Origin of the sequence: Alteromonas sp. KUL49, assembly GCF_006538345.1 — a bacterium.
In the GTDB taxonomy this organism is placed as follows: domain Bacteria; phylum Pseudomonadota; class Gammaproteobacteria; order Enterobacterales; family Alteromonadaceae; genus Alteromonas.
Map to the genome: position 1 here is coordinate 112,881 of NZ_BJKL01000008.1, position 17,931 is coordinate 130,811.

At 43.9% G+C, this 17,931-nt stretch carries 12 protein-coding genes; 4 read left to right on the forward strand and 8 right to left on the reverse strand.

The genetic code is table 11. From position 1 onward, the window contains the following. Positions 1 to 27: 27 nt before the first annotated feature. On the reverse strand, positions 28 to 552 hold the full coding sequence (locus EYS00_RS14760) for a hypothetical protein (protein ID WP_130637947.1): 525 nt from the start codon (positions 550 to 552) through the stop codon (positions 28 to 30). 212 nt (positions 553 to 764) lie between these two features. On the opposite strand from EYS00_RS14760, the gene EYS00_RS14765 reads away from it, so the two are divergent. Then, entirely contained in the window at positions 765 to 2,831 is a 2,067-nt protein-coding gene (locus tag EYS00_RS14765) for a S9 family peptidase (protein WP_130637949.1), read from the forward strand. A gap of 133 nt (positions 2,832 to 2,964) precedes the next feature. Then, on the forward strand, positions 2,965 to 3,429 hold the full coding sequence (locus tag EYS00_RS14770) for a thioredoxin family protein (RefSeq protein WP_130637951.1): 465 nt from the start codon (positions 2,965 to 2,967) through the stop codon (positions 3,427 to 3,429). Positions 3,430 to 3,540: 111 nt separating this feature from the next. Here EYS00_RS14770 and EYS00_RS20570 read toward each other — a convergent pair whose 3' ends face one another. The 5 genes from EYS00_RS20570 to EYS00_RS14790 all read right to left on the reverse strand — a co-directional run bounded on the left by EYS00_RS20570 (position 3,541) and on the right by EYS00_RS14790 (position 10,348). Beyond that, a complete protein-coding gene (locus tag EYS00_RS20570) occupies positions 3,541 to 3,690 on the reverse strand; it encodes a hypothetical protein (RefSeq protein WP_165399394.1) in 150 nt (49 codons plus the stop codon). Between the two features lie 209 nt (positions 3,691 to 3,899). Then, the gene (locus tag EYS00_RS14775) at positions 3,900 to 5,477 is read right to left on the reverse strand and encodes an L-lactate permease (RefSeq protein WP_130637953.1); all 1,578 of its coding nucleotides are present in this window, start codon (positions 5,475 to 5,477) and stop codon (positions 3,900 to 3,902) included. Positions 5,478 to 5,620: 143 nt separating this feature from the next. Then, the gene (locus tag EYS00_RS14780; RefSeq protein WP_373995575.1) at positions 5,621 to 7,300 is read right to left on the reverse strand and encodes a hypothetical protein; all 1,680 of its coding nucleotides are present in this window, start codon (positions 7,298 to 7,300) and stop codon (positions 5,621 to 5,623) included. Positions 7,301 to 7,363: 63 nt separating this feature from the next. Next, a complete protein-coding gene (locus tag EYS00_RS14785; protein WP_130637955.1) occupies positions 7,364 to 9,214 on the reverse strand; it encodes an alkaline phosphatase PhoX in 1,851 nt (616 codons plus the stop codon). Between the two features lie 225 nt (positions 9,215 to 9,439). Then, positions 9,440 to 10,348 carry a 2OG-Fe(II) oxygenase gene (locus tag EYS00_RS14790; protein ID WP_130637957.1) on the reverse strand — a complete coding sequence of 303 codons (909 nt, stop codon included), beginning with the start codon at positions 10,346 to 10,348 and terminating at the stop codon, positions 9,440 to 9,442. A 250-nt stretch (positions 10,349 to 10,598) separates the two neighbouring features. On the opposite strand from EYS00_RS14790, the gene EYS00_RS14795 reads away from it, so the two are divergent. After that, the gene (locus tag EYS00_RS14795) at positions 10,599 to 12,095 is read left to right on the forward strand and encodes a hypothetical protein (RefSeq protein WP_130637959.1); all 1,497 of its coding nucleotides are present in this window, start codon (positions 10,599 to 10,601) and stop codon (positions 12,093 to 12,095) included. Between the two features lie 57 nt (positions 12,096 to 12,152). Continuing rightward, positions 12,153 to 13,607 carry a hypothetical protein gene (locus tag EYS00_RS14800; RefSeq protein ID WP_130637961.1) on the forward strand — a complete coding sequence of 485 codons (1,455 nt, stop codon included), beginning with the start codon at positions 12,153 to 12,155 and terminating at the stop codon, positions 13,605 to 13,607. Between the two features lie 82 nt (positions 13,608 to 13,689). Here EYS00_RS14800 and EYS00_RS14805 read toward each other — a convergent pair whose 3' ends face one another. Then, positions 13,690 to 15,609 carry a YfiR/HmsC family protein gene (locus EYS00_RS14805; RefSeq protein ID WP_130637963.1) on the reverse strand — a complete coding sequence of 640 codons (1,920 nt, stop codon included), beginning with the start codon at positions 15,607 to 15,609 and terminating at the stop codon, positions 13,690 to 13,692. Positions 15,610 to 15,835: 226 nt separating this feature from the next. Beyond that, a complete protein-coding gene (locus EYS00_RS14810) occupies positions 15,836 to 17,923 on the reverse strand; it encodes a TonB-dependent siderophore receptor (RefSeq protein WP_130637965.1) in 2,088 nt (695 codons plus the stop codon). Between the last annotated feature and the right edge of the window lie 8 nt (positions 17,924 to 17,931).

The following is a 17,931-nucleotide window of genomic DNA, read 5'->3' on the forward strand; positions in this document are numbered from 1 at the left end:
TTATCCGTCGCGCTACAAGAAAATTGCCTATTCACTGTAAGGTAACGAAGAGTGATGCAATACAATCTTCACGTCACCTGACTCGTCCAGCCGATAACCAAAAGTATACTCAACTTTGACTTCTTGGTTGTCGATAGTGGTAAAGAAGTAGTTCCCCATGGCCAGTGCGATATCATCCATAACAAGTATGTCGTGATTATCAAAGCGTACATTTGTCCATGGGTTTATGGCAAAGCCGTCGTCTTCATTGACCACACCAGTAACAAAATACGAATGGGCTTCATCAAAAGTTTCACGGAACTGGTCATATTTTGCCTTGGTAGGCTTGAAGAGCACACCAGATTGATCGTAATCGTACAACTCATTGATCAGTCTCTCTGCGTATGCACCGTAATCTCTGTCGTTTAGCTTCGCATCACCAATCGACACTATCCCCTGAGCCCATTTGCTCTGTGCCTCGGTAATCATTTCCACAGTAATTTGTGAGGCGCTAGCTTGTGTTGCCATAAAAGCTGTTGTGGTAATTGCAGTAGTCATTAAAAAGCGTTTCATTGTGGTATCTCCGTTTTCAAGGTACGGGCAAAGAATAGAGTTCCTTCAATGAAAAAGGCTTTTAAGCAAGATTAACAGAAGATTAAAAAGGCCAAAGTTTCGATAAAAATAGCTAAGATGAGGTAGGAATAAAATACGTTGAGTAGCCATTAGACTCTTCACATATATAGTAGTATTACGGTGTAAATATATAAAACAAAAAGGATAGTTAAATGTCTCGATGCATACGTTCTGCATGGTCAAAGTCTCTAATCGCCTTGTCTATAATTACGTCTACGTCTTCGTTAATGGCTGAAGAAACCGATGTATTGCAATACAAAGATGCATTTAACTTAGAATTCCCTGCATCCATGCAGTTCATTAACGATGACACCCTAATCTATAGTCGTCAGAGCATGGATATCATGACTGACGGCCGCAGCACAAAGCTGTGGCAAATCGATTTGGACACCGGCGCTCATACACCGTTCTTAACCAATGAGGGAAACATTGGGCAAGCGACCTTATCGCCAGATAAATCAAAACTCGCTTATACACGCAGTGTTGATGGAAAAAGCCAATTATTTGTTTACCACATCGCGCTGCAAAAGAGTGTGCAATTAACTAATGTGGATGCTTCTCCGAGAGATATCACTTGGTCGAACGACAGTACTCAACTTGCGTTTTCACTATTTACACCCAAGAGTGCTAAGTCTTTGTTTACCGGAATGCCCGCCAAGCCCAAAGGTGCCAATTGGGCTGATAGCTCAAGGTATATAGACTCCACCCGATATCGTGCCGATGGCGCTGGTTTTCTCCCAGGGGGCTTCAATCAAATATTCATTCTACCCGTTGATGGTGGCACGCCTCGCCAACTGACCACAGGTGACTTCCCCAACGGGGGAACATTGAGCTTCAGCAAAGATGACGAATGGATTTTTTATTCGTCGCCAGGCAACGAGGATTACTCACTCAACCCACTGGGTGCAGACATATTTAAAGTCAATACTGCGTCAGGTGATGTAAAACAGGTCACCTCTCTTATGGGTCCCGAATCCTCACCAAAACTCAGCCCTAACGGGAAATGGCTGGCTTTCACCCACGTGAATGATCGCAAACTCGCGCACCAAGTTTCTACCTTGAACGTATTGAATCTTGAAACTAACGATATCACAGTGCTAACTCCATCATTAGACAGAGGAATCGGCCAATTCGAATGGCAAGACAACAGCAAAGCACTGGTGTTCTCTTATGAAGATCACGGTGATGTTAAACTAGCGAATGTCACCGTTTCAGGTAAATTGTCGCCGATAGACGTGTCTATTGGTGGGCAATCTTTTGGTCGCCCATACACGTCTGGTGAATTTGCGTTAAGTGAAGATGGCGACATTGTCTATACGACAGCATCTGTATCTACGCCTGCCGATATCGCTTTGTATCGCAAAGGCAAAGAAGACAAAGTACTCACACAACTCAATAGCGACGCACTTGGTCATTTAACTTTGGCCAGTGTTGAAGCAATTTCAGTAAAGTCGAGTATTGATGATCTCACCATAGATGCATGGGTGGCTTACCCTCCTCATTTTGACAGCAGCAAAACCTACCCACTCATTTTAGAAATACACGGTGGACCTCATGCAGCATACGGCCCTCACTTTTCTACCGAGATACAACTCATGGCTGCACAAGGGTATGTGGTGGTTTGGGCAAACCCAAGAGGGAGTTCTTCTTACGGTGAAGACTTTGGTAATTTGATTCATCACAACTATCCATCGCAAGACTACGATGACCTGATGGATGTTGTTGATCAGGTTATTGCTAATGGCTCCATAGATGAAAAGAATCTGTTCATTACAGGGGGTTCTGGTGGAGGAACGCTTACCGCGTGGTCCATTGGTAAAACTGACCGTTTTGCTGCCGCCGTTGTCGCTAAGCCGGTGATCAACTGGATGAGCTTTACATTAACCGCCGATGCGTACCCCTATTTCAGTCAATACTGGATGCCTCAAATGCCATGGGAAATTGCAGATGAGCTTTGGCAACGCAGCCCGTTATCATTGGTAGGCAATGTCACCACACCTACCATGCTACTCACTGGTGAGGCTGATTTTAGAACACCAATGAGTGAAACCGAGCAATATTATCAAGCACTAAAGCTACAAGGTGTTGATGCAGCCATGGTGCGTATACCTGGTGCATCTCATGGTATTGCCTCCCGCCCGTCTCGCTTGATTCAAAAAGTAGGTAACATTGTGGCATGGTTTGAACGCTATAAAACACAGGAAGACGCGGATAAATAGTCTCGGCTTAACGCAGTTTTTTCGGTGGCTTTTCGTAGCCACCCGCGCTATTTAGACTACTAGGCATTAATTTACTTGCATCACCCGAAAAACCCCTTCAGGATGAATTAAAACAATAACTTGCGAACCTACTATGAAGAAGCTAATCGCCGTACTTTTAACGATGAATTTGATTTCATTGCCTGTTGCTGCTGAAGACTACGCAGAAGGCGAAGTCACCAGTGAACAAATCATGCTGTTTACAAAATTCGAGAAACACAAAGATGACGTTAACTACAGCAGCGAACAAACGGCATTTTTGCAATCAATTTCTCAGCCTACGTTAGTTAAGATATTTTTTGGTCAATGGTGCCACGATAGCCAACGAGAAGTACCACGCCTGATCCAACTGTTTGAAAAAGCTAACAATGACAATATTGAAGTCGTTTATTACGGGTTAGACACTAATAAAAGTGATGAGGCAGGGTTAGCTGAGGCTAACGAGATTAAAAAGACGCCAACAATCATTATAGAGCAGAACGGACAAGAAATTGGCCGTATACTTGAGTTCCCTGCGGCTGACTGGCCGACGGATATAGAGGCGTTGTTCTCACAGTAATGTAATGCAAAGAACCAATGATTTGTTTATAGATACTCTAATCATTGGTTCTCAATACGCCAGCACAATAACTGAAAACTTTCAGAAAATCTCAGGAAAATTACAAAAAACCTATTCGTAATTACGCTCCATCCACATGAGCTTCATTTTCAAATCTTGAATTTCTTTTTTTGCGTTCGCCAACTCTTCCACCATAGAATAGCTATCTAATAAGGTTTCGTCAGATGTGTTGTTTGTTGGATTGCTATCATGTTGTGCCATATTTGTTCACCACGCTGCTTGTTAGTTCATGAATGCCGCTATGTAACCACGCCTGTAATATTACAAAACTAATTACAAAAACTACAAGAGATCTGGAGAATAACAAGTATAGTTTTGCGGAATGTAGAGTTGACAAACACAGCTTCTCGAGCCGAAAAATCAGCTAACCTTATATAAATTCAACACTTTTTATAAGTGACAGGGAGCGGTTAACTCCAAAATAACCAAGCAATTGTGCTAGCAGCTAGGCAGTAGTAAAGCATGGGCAATAAGGTATAACGGATCACGTCACCTTCTTTTCCATGTAATCCTACAACACTGCACGCAGCAACTACGTTCACCACGGCAATCATGTTGCCACCATTGGCACCTAACATCTGAAGAGCCAATATTAGCTGTTGATTCAAACTAGTATCTATAGCGATGGCTTGTTGAAAGCTTGCAAACATTAAATTTGAGAATGTTGCGGACCCTGCGATAAATGAACCTAATGCGCCGACAAGTGGCGCCATAAAAATCCATGCATCGCCCAAATGAGACGCAACTAACTCGGCAAGCGCCATGGGCATAGCTGGCAGTGCATTGTCATTCACTCCAGAGTGAAGAAAAATACGCACCATAGGCACTGCAGCACAGAGCGAAATAAGGGATGGATACAGCATGTTTGCACTGTCTTTTACTGCGGAAAAAAGTTGCGATGATTGACTCCTTTGTAACCAAACGGCGATTACAGCAACTAGCATAAAAACCGTTCCAGGCAGGTAAAGAGGCATAACATTAACCGACAAATCAGTACCCAAAATACCCACCCACTCTACATTTGCACTTTGAAGCCACGTACTCAAAGGTAATTGTGGTAATCGCGTTACCACAAGTGCAATAGCAACCAATACATAAGGGAGCCATGCTCTGGTTAAGCTGAGAGGAGAGCTTTGTGCTAGGTTGGTAGCGCTATGATCACTTGTATTTTTAGGCAGTAGGAAGCCAATCCGCGCCAGCGGGCAAACAATGGCTAAACCTAGCATTCCACCGAGCACTGAAGGAAATTCAGGGCCAAATAGCCAAGCTACAGTGTAAGCTGGTAGGGTAAACGCAAACGCACTCATTACGGCAAATGGTGCCATTTCAAAACCTTTACGCCAGCTTGAACTGTCGGCGAAAAAGCGACAGTACATTAACACCATAAATAAGGGCAGCAATGCTGCCACCAAGATGTCGATACCCACCGCGGTAACTGCAATTTGACTGACATCAGTGCTAGACAGCCCTTTAGCCCCTTGGCCTATACCAACAATTGCGGGTGTACCTACGGCACCGAATGACACCGCACTTGAATCCGCCATTAGCGCAAGCACCACGGCACTGATTGGCGTAAAACCCAAAGCAACCAACAATGGAGCGGCAATTGCGGCAGGTGTTCCAAAGCCTGCTGCGCCCTCCAGAAAACTGCCAAAAAGCCAAGCTACAATAATCAACTGCACCCGCTTATCAGGGCTGATACTGGAAAAACCTAGCTTAATGGTATGTGTTGCACCAGTTCGCTCTAAGGCTTTGAGTAATAGAATTGCGCCGAATACAATCCACAGTATGGTTAGCGCAATAATAACACCTTCTAGACTCGCGGCTAACATTTGGGTAAACGGGACTCCCCAAATGAAAAACGTCGCAAAGGCAGTGATCAACAAGCTCAAAGGCATAGCTAGCTTGGCCGGTAGCCGCAATGCCACCAGCAGTATCAAAACACTTAAAATGGGCGTTAAAGCGGTGAAGAGTTGAGATGTAGTCATGATTACGTCCGTGTGAGCAAGGCTGGCACTATGACTACATTAAAGGATATCGCTATACAAATCAGCCTAATATCCTAATGAACCAAGCTTCCCATTAGGTATATAGAACAACCGATTGATGGACATCAATCGGTTGTGTCGTTTCATTCATTCACGTCTGCTAACTCAGCACTAGCGTGATCATCCCAATTTAAACGCATATCCCAACGGTAACGATGTTCACGTTCAAGTGGCGGTTGTGCTGTGTCTATTTCACTGAGCACATTAACGGCTTTTGAGATAGTGGCGTCACGCCCGAATAAATAGCTCTGCTCTTTAACGATGGTGAGATAGGCTTTGTTGAGTGCCAACGCTCGCTCAGGGCTTGGTGTGATTAAGTCATATAGCGAATTCACTCTGGATACTTCATCTTCTTTCACCATACCATTTTCGTCAAACCAACGAGCTAACATCTCAGCGTTTTGACGAAACTCGTCACCGCCGCCTACACGTTGCATGTAAGTGAGGAACTCACCTTGCGTCTCACCAATATTCGGAACGTCATCCATTGCGTGCAAATCTATATAACCCCAACCGTTGCTACCCGGCACTTTTCGCGCAAATGAAAACGTTTGGTCAAAGGTCGAACCCACAGTTTTGTGACAGCCGTTGCAAAACGCCAGTTCTTGTTCGTGTTGAGCTCGGAGATTACCTTCACCGTCTTCAATAAAACCATTGATAGTCCAGCCAAAACCATTGTCGATGCCAGTATCACCGAGGTAACGCGTTTGGGGAAGCTTTTCAAAGTGCTTGTCTTTTGCTTCCGCATAATAGGCTGATGCTAGGCTTTCGCGGCTTCTAAAGAGGTGCTTTTTCATATAGCGCACTTCTTTCATACGCTCTGCGTTGTAGATGTCACCGTTTTCATCAACGCCAATGTAACGAACCGTATGTAGAAACTCGGTACCCTCTGGGTAGAGCATGTACGCAAGCGCTTGATCACTCGCATCGCCGAGATAGTGTGATCGACGAACGATAGATTCTGCTGCATTAGTCAATTCACCGTCACCATCTACATCAATGCCAATGCTTTGTTCGTTTACAGGAGTTATAGGTAGTCGATCTACGTCTTTAAGCGTCATTTCTACGAGGGTAAGGTTGGCAAAGTAAATTGCCTCGTTGTATTCACCATCTAGTTGCTGAAACGTCGCTGGCAATCTAATCATTGCATCGCCTGTTGAGCCATTAGTTGGCCAGAACGTACTTGGAAAGGGTTTGTAATTGTATGACACCCAACCACTTCCATCTAATGCAACGCCGTTTTCATCAAATGCCCCTTGCGCGTTCGACAAGTTTTGAATTTGCATGTAATCAGGTAGTGCTTCTTCGCCAGTAAAGGCAGTGCTGTAGTTATCCTCATTGATGTAACTGAGGATCGTATCGTCACTTATAGTTTCAATTAGCGCACTGCGGTCTATAAATAGGTTTTTCCAGCTATTTGTTAGCCCAACATCTGAAAATTCATAGTTGCCTTGGAGGGTGCCGTCGCCCATTTGATTCGGACGCAACTCTGACAATTCATAGCTTTGGTGGCAGGCGTAACAAGGATTGTGAACCCCATCTGTTTTGGTATAGCACTGTGGAGGGATCACTGCTTCGGGATTATAGACCTCATTGTGCTCCATGTAAGCCAATGCCGGAATGTCATCCCCTTCGCTGTAGGGGTACTGAATGTCTGCTGTTTCTTGAGCTATACCCACGTCTTGAGACTCTGACGTACAAGCCACAACTACAGGAATGAAGAGAAGCGCGCCAATAAGGCGGTAAGCGTTTAACATTTTCATCTTTCTTTTAATCGCAAAAATCCGGGCACAAACGTACCCGGATAAAGTCACTAATGCTGATAATTACTTATCAGCTGGCTCGTACATCCACAAAGTGTTGTTCTCTTGGAAACCATCTTCACCAATAAGAATACGACCATCATTCATAACAACCACGTTGTCTGGTTGAGATAACTGCTCTACATCACAGCGCTCTGCACCGGTGAGTGACGAACGGTATGTACCGCCCATAACGACTGGCTCGATGCGAGTAATGTTGTAGCCATCTTCCAAACGAGCGCGATAAACACCACCACAATCCTTAACACGAGCAGAAAGATTGATGTCGCCTTCGCCGTCGGTCATGGTGTTGTCGATATCAGCGATGCCGATGTACATGTAGGCATTTTCAACCACTTCACCTTCAATCATATCAACGCCTTCAACAGCTTCTTGAGCACGCTTAGTATTGATTGAAATACCTTCGAGTTTACGCCATTCAGCAGTAGCACCTTTGAGGCGCGCCGCAGCTCGTGACTCAAGGAAAGCAACGCGATCATCCATTGGTTGGCCAGCAGTTACTGCACTACCACCTTCTGCAACCGTTGGATACGTGGCATCGCCATCAACCCATGCTTGTACATCTGCAACAGTCAGGTAAGAACTTTGACCATCAACGTAATCGTCAGTACCAATACCGTTGTACTCATCGATCCACGCGCGAATAGTTGCGTTGTCGCCGTTTGCAAGCTCTACCCACTCAACGTCAAAGCCCGTAGTCGCTGGATCGTTTTGTCCTTCGTCTTGGGTTAATTTAGCGCCGTAAAGCGTACCTGCTGACAAGTCTTCAGCCGTATCTGCTACAAACTTAAATAAAACGCCACCAGTGTCGTCTTGAGACAAGTAAGCGGTTTTTCCGTCAGGCATTACTGTCGAGTTTTCATGCTCATAACGACCCATAGCAAAGTGCTTAACAATAACTGGAGCATCAGCTAAAGGCTCTGTTACTTCAGCAATGTAGCCATAGTTATAGGGGTTTGCCGTGTCTGGCGCAGTCATTGCCCACATTCTGCCCAAGCGAGAATTAGTCGCAACTTCGTCTGGATCGTTCCAATCTTCATCTGTTGTAGAATCAACTGATGAATCAACAACCCACTCTTCAGAAGTGAGTGGCGTACCCCATGGAGACATTGAACCAAAGCAGTTCGCCGCTGTTCCCCATACCGATGAGAAATCAAGCATCATCACATCAGTCACAGACCACATGCCAAGTGCATCGCGCTCAACTTTCATTCGGCTCATACCACCAGGAAGCTCTTCCCAGTTAGAGAACAAGTAACCTTCGCCGTCACCAGTAGACAAGAATCCGTTGAAGTCAGGCATATCGTTTTCAAGAATGAGATCGTTGCCATCTAGGGTATAAATGTGGCCAAGCCCTTCAGGAAGCTCGCCACTGAAAGTATCACCTGTTTGACCAAGTACTTGATATTGACCAATCGCTGTCATAACGAGTTGTTTTTCCTCGTCAGATGCTGGAACTGGTGAATTAGGTAGAGTCACCGGTAACTCGTTGAAATTAACACCTGCCAACACGCCAACGGTACCTGTATTAATTGGCATGCTGTTTACACTGTTAGTTGCTGTGTTTGAACCTGACGGGTGCTGTACGTTAAAGAATAAATCACCTTCGTCTGTTAAAAAGATGCCCGTAACCTCTGCGCCCAGTGGCACAGTAGCAATACGCGTAAGACGACCAACGCTGTCCGCTCCGTCTTGCCCATTAGTACCGTCAATACCGTCAGTACCATCTACACCGTCGGCGCCATTAATACCATCTTGCCCGTCATCACCCTCGAGTGAACATGCTGACATACCTAAAATAACTGCGAGTGCCAACGCTGAATATTTAATACCGCGTAACGCTTCAAGTTTCATTTTTTATCCTTGTATTTTGATTGGATTGGATATGTGGAATGTGTACATCCAAGTCGGTCTTGGAGTGACGATACTGGCCGAGATTTGTGAAACTTGAGTTACGGAGCCATGACACTAAATTGAATCTTTTTTGAACGTTCAATCAAAAACTTGCGTAGCTGGGGAGATCTGCACTCTCAACAAAAAACGGGTAGCTGAGCTACCCGTTGTCTATCTAAATACCATTTAAAATGGAGCGAAACCGTCCTTATTTACTTCAGGAATACGCCAGCGCTCCTCTGGAGTTAATTGCTCAACATGAGTGACATGGGTGGGGATCTGCATTCGATCTCCGTACAACCATAACACCATATTGCTTCTGCTCCCTTCGGTTATCGGATGTGCAGTATGTGGCACATTTCCTCGGTGAATCAGTGCGACACCCGGATCAAATTTAACCTGTGTAACTTTACCTGATGCACGGTCAAAGAAGTCCACTTCAGATCCAGAGAACTCCTCATCAACAGTATTCATGTTGATATTCATAGTAACCGCACTCGCATCAGTATGAGGTTGCAAAGAGGTATCGCCACCTGCCTCATAATGAATCGAAAACCCAAAAGTTTGCGTATCGTAACCCACAATTTCGGGGAACAATAACCGTGCAATCGGACGCATGTAGCGATTCAAAATATCCGTGTAAAACGCTTGAAACTTCGGCGCACCTAATGCTCCCTCCGAACGCTCATCTAGCATGGCTCCATAGCGATTTAGGGCAATTCCATAAGGAGGTCGTGTAGGAATTCCAGAATCAAAGGCTGCACGAAGGTAGTCTCTCAACACCGATAACTTGTGGGGGTCGAAAAACTGTGCTTTGTATACCCCATCACTGACTTTCTCCCATAAATCGCTCACATCACTCTCGGTATTCGGGTCAATCCAAGCTTGCGCAACAGCATTTCTCAAGTCAGCACTCAAAATAGAAGCGTCAAGTGTGAAGGGCAACGACGCATTGGTTTCGTCCCACGCCTTCCAAGCACCTTTGAACAATTGATTATTATCACTCCAAAAACGTTGCACTGACGGCGCACGTTGAAGTATGTCAACTGGAGATGGCATGGATAAAGATGTTGCTTGTAACAAAGGACTATTCATTTTTACTACCTCATGTCTACTTCAAACTGGGTAGCGAGAGTGTAGTGAAGCATCAACTATTAATAAATAGAATAAAAATATAATGAGTTTTTAGATTATAAAGATAATAAGAAATAGCAAGATGATCGTTAAAGGTAGCAAGTAACACATTGTTTTTGAGGGCTACATGGGAAATAATCACAATTGTGATTGATATCGACATTAATATCACTTGGACCTGCATCGCTGTACACAAAAAAGGATTTTACTTGTGTGGAAACTCATACCCGTTTTTTTATCTAGCCTCACCTTAATTGCATGTGGAGGAGGTTCTGATTCATCTGAAGGAAATACTAACTCAGGCGGTATTGGAACGGGTGGAAGCGACTCTCCCAACAATGTATTGACACTAACCGCGATGCAAAATAGTGATTGTTCAGATAACGCTCCATCGACAAATGCAAAGTTAATCATTCACAATGATGACTTCTCTGAACGAACGGTTCTTTCCCCAAATGCTATGGGGGTATTCAACTACGAAACCCAAAGCAATCACATCTCTGTATCTCTAATTACCTACATAGAAGTCAAAGCATTCGGTATTCAAACCAATATAAAAACCTTCATCGATGTGCCTGTCACCAATTTGGGAACGTTCACAACGACACACGTTGCTGATTGTCAATGCAGCTTTGAAACTGTAACGATTGCAAATGTTCAAGGTGCAGGAGAAATAGAAAGTGCTTGGGTTTCAATAGGAGCCTCAACCGCCTCAGCTGATAAATATACGGCTTCAGCAGATGAAATTATTTTAGTGGTAAATATGTGTCGCTCGACAAATGAAGAGCAAATCATTACAGGAACGCTTCACTTAACAGACGAAGAATGGACTATTCCCCCACAGCCTTATTCCCAAGGGGTGACTGTAAATGCGAGTGTTTTGTCTGACTCAGTTTCCGTAAATATCGACTCCGGTGCGAACGCATCTGTTTATTCCTATATTGACGGTAACGCAGCGTATCGCTCCAGAATGTCACTCTCGGGGGAAAATATAGGCGTAGCAAGCGAGCCCTCCGTGGATTATCACAGTGTGAATTCCACACTAGTGAAAGAGTTTGAGTCTAGCGACTTTTCACAAGCTCACGCAATAAATATGAAAACAAACTACTCGCGAATTGTTGCAGCGACCAATGATTTGTCGTTCAGCGATGTCAATTTTTCCGAAATATATTCTGCTGTTGTCGGAGAGAGCAATGAATACAATTTCAGTCATCTGTCTTTCGCTGATTCATTTCAAGTAACAACTGCATTATATGCAAGCTCCAACCAATTCGATGTATTGAGTTGGACAATCAACATGCCTGTATCTGGGAGCTTCCCTAATGTCGAACTCTGGGATTACTCTAGCTACGTCGATACCTCTGGCGCGCTTCTGGGAACTCCTGAGGTTTTATCTATCCAAGCAAATTTGTATGGCTACAAAGATATTTTAAGTTACGACGAATTATTTTTAACACCGAACGATACAACTAGTTTTAATGAGAAATTTAGTGAATACGAACTAGCCTCTTTGTACTTATTTAACTTTGGTGATCCGGTTGTTAGTTCTCCCGTCGTCGCAACTCAATTTCGAGACCTTTTGAAGAGTTATTCAATTACGTCACCTCAAGTATCGGAGATATCTCAAAAAGCGAGAGATGAATTAATGCGGTCAATAAATAATAGCGGCAAACACAGAGATCAGCATTCTACAAGCCGTTTACGTTAATACCATTACCTTAGGATTAAGCCGCTCTCCATTGAGCGTTAATAAAGGAATAAATACATGAAAAAACTTATCCCTGTTTTATTTTCAAGTCTTACACTAGCTGCCTGTGGAGGAGGCTCATCAGGAGGAAGTGTTAACTCCGGTGGTAGTGGGAGTGGAAGCGGAGGGAGTTCGTCCCCAAACGTACTAACTTTAACAGCTGTTGAGAGTAGCGCCTGCTCTGAGACAGCTCCATCTACCAATGCGAGACTTGTTATCCATAACGATGACTTTTCTGAACGAACAGTACTATCTCCAAACGCAACAGGTGAATTTAGCTACGAGACCAATAGCAGCAATATTACTGTGTCGCTCATTACCTACAAAGAAGTGGAGATGGGTATATTTCAAACAGACGTGAACACCATGATAGACGTCCCTGTCACGGATATAGGAAGCTTTGAAACGTATCACGAAAGTGGCTGTAGCTGTGTAGCAGATACGGTAACAATCACAGCGAATAACAGTGTGAATGACTTTGACAGTGCCTTTATCTCTATGGGAGGTATGAGCTATTCACGATCTGCTAATTCCTTCTCAAGAGACCAAATATCTATCCCTGTAGAGGTGTGCTCAGACAATCTTACCATTACTGGTACTGCACATTTGGCAGGCCAAGATTTGGGGATTTCACCACAACCATTCGTATCTGGAATGACTGTTGATGCTACCGTTTCATCAAGCACTGTATCCGTTTCTGTAGAGCCAAATGCGAATGCCTACATAAATTCATTCATTGACGGCTATCGTGCGTACCAGTCAGATATTTCTAACTCAGGTGGACCTGTAGTTTTCATCGATGAACCCTCAGTTGACTACCACACTCTCAATTCAGTGCTGTACAACTATCAATCTTATGCTGGCTTTTCTGATGCATTCTCGTTGAATGCGAGAGTAAAATATGAAGAAAATGTACCTGCAACAAACGACCTATCGATGACGGATGTCGATTTTGATGCAATGTATAACGCCGCCGTTGGAGATAGTGATAATTATAATTTTAGTAATGTTTCTTTTGCTGACTCATTTAGAATAACGACCTCAGTAGGTATTCGCTATTATAAGGACACGTTAGTTTGGACTCTCAAGATGCCAGTATCAGGTAGATTTCCAAATGTAGACAATTGGGACTTTTCAGAATATGTGGATACGTCTGGAGCGCTTTTAGGTACACCAAACGTCATAGGATTTGATGTTGCTTTATCTGGCTATAAAAATATTACGAGTTACGAAGAGCTGTATACCGAGCAGTTTGACAGAAGGTTTTACAGTAATACATTCAATGAATACGAACTAGCTACTCTGATAATGGAGAGCAACGATGTATCAATTTTCGAGTCGCCAATATTAGCCACGAGTATAAACGACCAACTGGTACGCAAATCAGAAAGTTTGCCTGAAAGTTCCACGCCAACTCAAAAGAGTGAAAACGAGCTAATCGAAGCAGTTGCGAAAGCAAGTAAATGGCGATAACAAGACTGTTAATTCGCTAAACTTGATTGCAGGGAGACGGGTGACACAAAATATTGATCGCCTGTCTCGACGCAATGTTCTGTTATAGAGTTCCTTTTTGCACTTTTTTCGGCAACTCAATCGTAATTGTCGTTCCGCGACCAATTTCAGTGTCGGCAGAAATATTGCCAAAGAGTTTCGCAGTGACAAGGTTGTGTACTATGTTCATCCCTAATCCGGTTCCACCATCGCCACGTTTGGTTGTAAAGAACGGATCGTAGATACGCTCTAACACGTCCTCCTTCATGCCCATGCCGTTGTCGCTAAAAATAATGACTATAGAGCCCTTACCTTCTTCGATCTTTACACTCACTTTGCGATAGTCAATATCTTCAAATGCATGATTAACCGCATTAGTTGTCAAATTTGACAACACCTGGCTGAGTATACCTGGATCTAAGTTGAGCTCAGGGTTGTCACCCTCGACACGCCATTCCACATTATTTTTACTGAGTAGCACTGACAAAGTGTTCATGACGTTTTCACAATATTCTTTCACGAAAACTTTACGGCTCTCAGAGAAAACTTGGTCTGCTGACACCTTCTTAAAGTCTTGTACCAGAGTATGACAACGCTCTAGGTTTCCTTGTACTAGCGTATCTAACTCTTGCATTCGGTCAGTAAAACGGGTCACATCGCTCTTTTTCAGTGTGCCCTCCAACATCTTATCTTTAAACGTTTGAACATCAGACCCAATAGTACTCACCGCCGTTAATGCGATCCCCAACGGCGTGTTCACCTCATGAGCAACCCCAGTAACCAACTGGCCTAAAGAAGCCAGCTTTTCTGATTCTATTAATTGCGCTTGAGTCTCAGTCAAGTCACTCAAGGTATTCTTTAATGCAAGGTTGATTCTTCTGTTCTTTAAAAACAGATTGACAATGATGACCGCAGAAACGACTACGATAGTAAAAATCAGCAGTATGACGTTGATTAAACTACGTTGTTGGTCGATAACTTTTGACTGAGTTTCAACTTCTGATTCTGCGCGAGTGAGTTGATCTTGACGTCGTTGAAGTTCTTCTTGCTGTTCACTCAACTCCCGTCGAGTGTTTCGGACTTCTTGCTGTAAATCGAAAAGAAGCGTCTTTTGGCTCTCTATATCAGCGCTATATTGGTTTAGTGAACGCTCAGCAACCGATAACTCTTGAGCTTTTCTCTCCAGTTCACGAAGCGCTTGAGCATTACCTTCATCAGCAGCTGCCAATCTCTCGAGGAGCGAATTCAATCTGCTCTCATTGTCGGATAATGCCTGCTGTTTTACTGTTAACTCGCTAGTCAGTGCATCAGCCCGCTGTGCAAGAATGGTGAACTCTGACTCTTTGTCGGCAAGCCGTTGCTGTTGTGTTCTTAATTGCTCAAATGCTTGTGCATTTTGTTCTCTCAATGCTTGTTTAGCCAGCTCTGTCTGATAGTACAACTCAGCAATATCTACTTCAGATCCCCCGAAGAGAAGTAACTCTGGCGCTATCTCTATACCTTCAAATACAATATTCGGACGATTTACATCAAACCTAGGGGAGCTGAGCTGACTTTCCCCCTCTTCAACAACAAGATTTATCATTGTGTTGTAAAGAGAGTCACTGTTTTCGGTAACAATGAGTACTCCTTTACCTCTTAGTGTAACTGCCACCTCTGTTTGTGCGCCCAATTGAGAGCTAGGTATATATACAAGGTTTGCGGTATTTAAATCATCAAACTTCGTAACCAACTGAACAATAATTTGCTGTTCATGAACGGAAACTCCATCTAAGGCACGCAAAGACTGGAAAGCACGCCGATCATTCCATACGGCAATTGAAAAGTTGTCACTTTGACTATGTTCTGGCCAATTCAAATGACGAGCTACCTGAACAAGCAATGCGGCTTTTACTTCTTCAGCACTGTATACATCGGATGACTGAGCAACGAGTTGGAAGGAGCTGAATAGTAGAAACGATAGTAAAACGAGTTTTCGGAACATGTAGGAGCTAACCACTAATCATCGAGAGCATGTATATATGAAGGAACGTGGTTTCAAAGGTTGGCGCACTATTTATAGCTCCCAAAATGCCTTCACACGGCTGATATTTGCTTTACCTTAACACAACTTTTAGTGAATGTTGTTACTTGACATAGATATTACCCGTGCGGCTTTCTAGTTCGCTATCTGTCATTTCAAAAACCGCTCAACATTCTTTAAAACAGGACTAGAAATTGTAAGAAAACGAGCCAAATATTTGTCGACTTTCCATGGGTAAATCGTTTGGAAAGCCCAGGCCTAGCGCAAATACCGGTGTATTCTCACTAGGCTCTAGTACAGTATCATTAAAGACATTTCTAATACTGAACCGCGCCGACCAGCGAGAATCTGGTTGCCATAACACGGTAATATCTGTTTTTAGATAATCGTCTATCTCATCTCTGGTGTCACCACCATCTCTTTTACGATCAGCAACCCAATAGCTTTGCGTAGTCAACAACCAATCTTGGGCAATTTGGTACCTAAGGTCGACAAAGCTCATTAAACCGGGCACACGTCCTTTGTCTTCATCAACTAAGGGGAGCTCAGCTTCTAACCAGGATGCATTTGCATCCACACGAAGCTTCTCTGAAATTTGCCAAATAATCTCTACTTCACCGCCGTAACCCTCTTGTGCACCAATGTTTTCGGCAACAAGAGTCGTAGTGTTCAGGATTAGTTGGTTTGCATCGTAAGTGAACAAATTTAACTTACCGGTAAACTCGCTGTTTGGGCGGTAATCGAAAGCCACTTCGAAAGTTTCGATTTCTTCGGGCTCTAAATCCGGGTTACCTAACGTAGCAGGGTTATTAACAAACACGAGTTCTGCGACTTTGGGGGCTCTAAATGCGGTACCGTATAAAAACTTACTGGTCAGCGTATCAGTAGTATTCCAAACCAATGCCAGTCTCGGGTTCACTGTGGAGCCAAAGTCTGAATAGTGGTCATAGCGAATGCCACTGGTGAGGGCAAGGTTATCAGAAATTTGCCACTCGTCCTGCAAGGATAAAAACCACAGTTGTCTTGTGTAATCAGGAGAATAGGCGAAAGGCGTATCAGTGACTGATGTCACCTCAGGGGCAATTAAGTCGTCAGTGCGGTTGTTAACATCCAAAACACCTGGCCCGAAGTTTTTTCGCTCTTCCACATCTCTATAGCCAGACTCATCGCCTCCGAGACCCAGTCGAATTCTATGGTTAGTTAAGCCTGAATAAACGAGAGCAGAGTTCACTTTAAACCGTTTGGTAACACCTACAGGGGCACCAATGACGCCATCGGGAAACTCTACAGGCACAAAAGGCGGTGCGAACAAGTTACCATCGTCGCCAACAGGCCAAGTTCCCGCGGGGAATAATTCAAAATATGACACTGCATCAGACTGACTATAGGATAGGTCGTATTCGGCAACCACATTGTCGCTTATCTCACCGTTCCAATTCAGCTGAGTTTTAACGTTCTCGGTATTATCTTGGTCAATGTTGTTGCCAACAAGCCCCGCGCCGTTCCCCATATTCTGACGAGTTTTGTAATACCAATTACGCCACGTGTAGTTCCCGTAGTTTAGGTCCAAATGAATATTGGCCATCTCGCGTCGCCGGTCCAAAATACCGTATTGGGTTCTCCGCTCATTGTCATTATTCATTTTTTCATAGGTCACTGACAAACGCGCATTAACATCACCAAAGCTGCGATTTGAATTTAACCACAACTCTCTATAATCAAATGAGCCATAATTAACACCCACTTCTGTGCCATCAACGCCATCCGCCTTTTTCGTGATAACATTTATCACACCACTGAAAGCATCTGCACCATACACCGCTGAGCCAGGACCGCGAATGATCTCGATCCGCTCAATGTTATTCACTGGGTACCTAAACGCCACTGGTGAAGCAAACTGACTCATTTCAGAGATTTCTACACCATCGAACAGTATGAGTATCTGTGGAGTGCTGATACTTTGTACACCGCGTACTGTGAACTGATTTTGCATTCGAGTGTACGCTGGGCTTACATGAAGTCCCGGCACTCGCTCAATAGCCTCAGAAAATGTACGAACTCCCATCGCCTTTATATCTTCAGCTGTGATCACCGATACTACCGCTGGAGCATCTGAAACTTGATTTGTTGTACCCGTGGCCACTTGAACTTCTAGGATTTCTCCCAAGTCCATGGCGAGTAGTTCTTCTAGGCTAGACATTTCTTCGCGAGCAATTACGTTGGTAGAAACCAAAGCTAGCAAAGCCAGTGTTGTTGATGGAATTGATTTGTACACGTATCTCG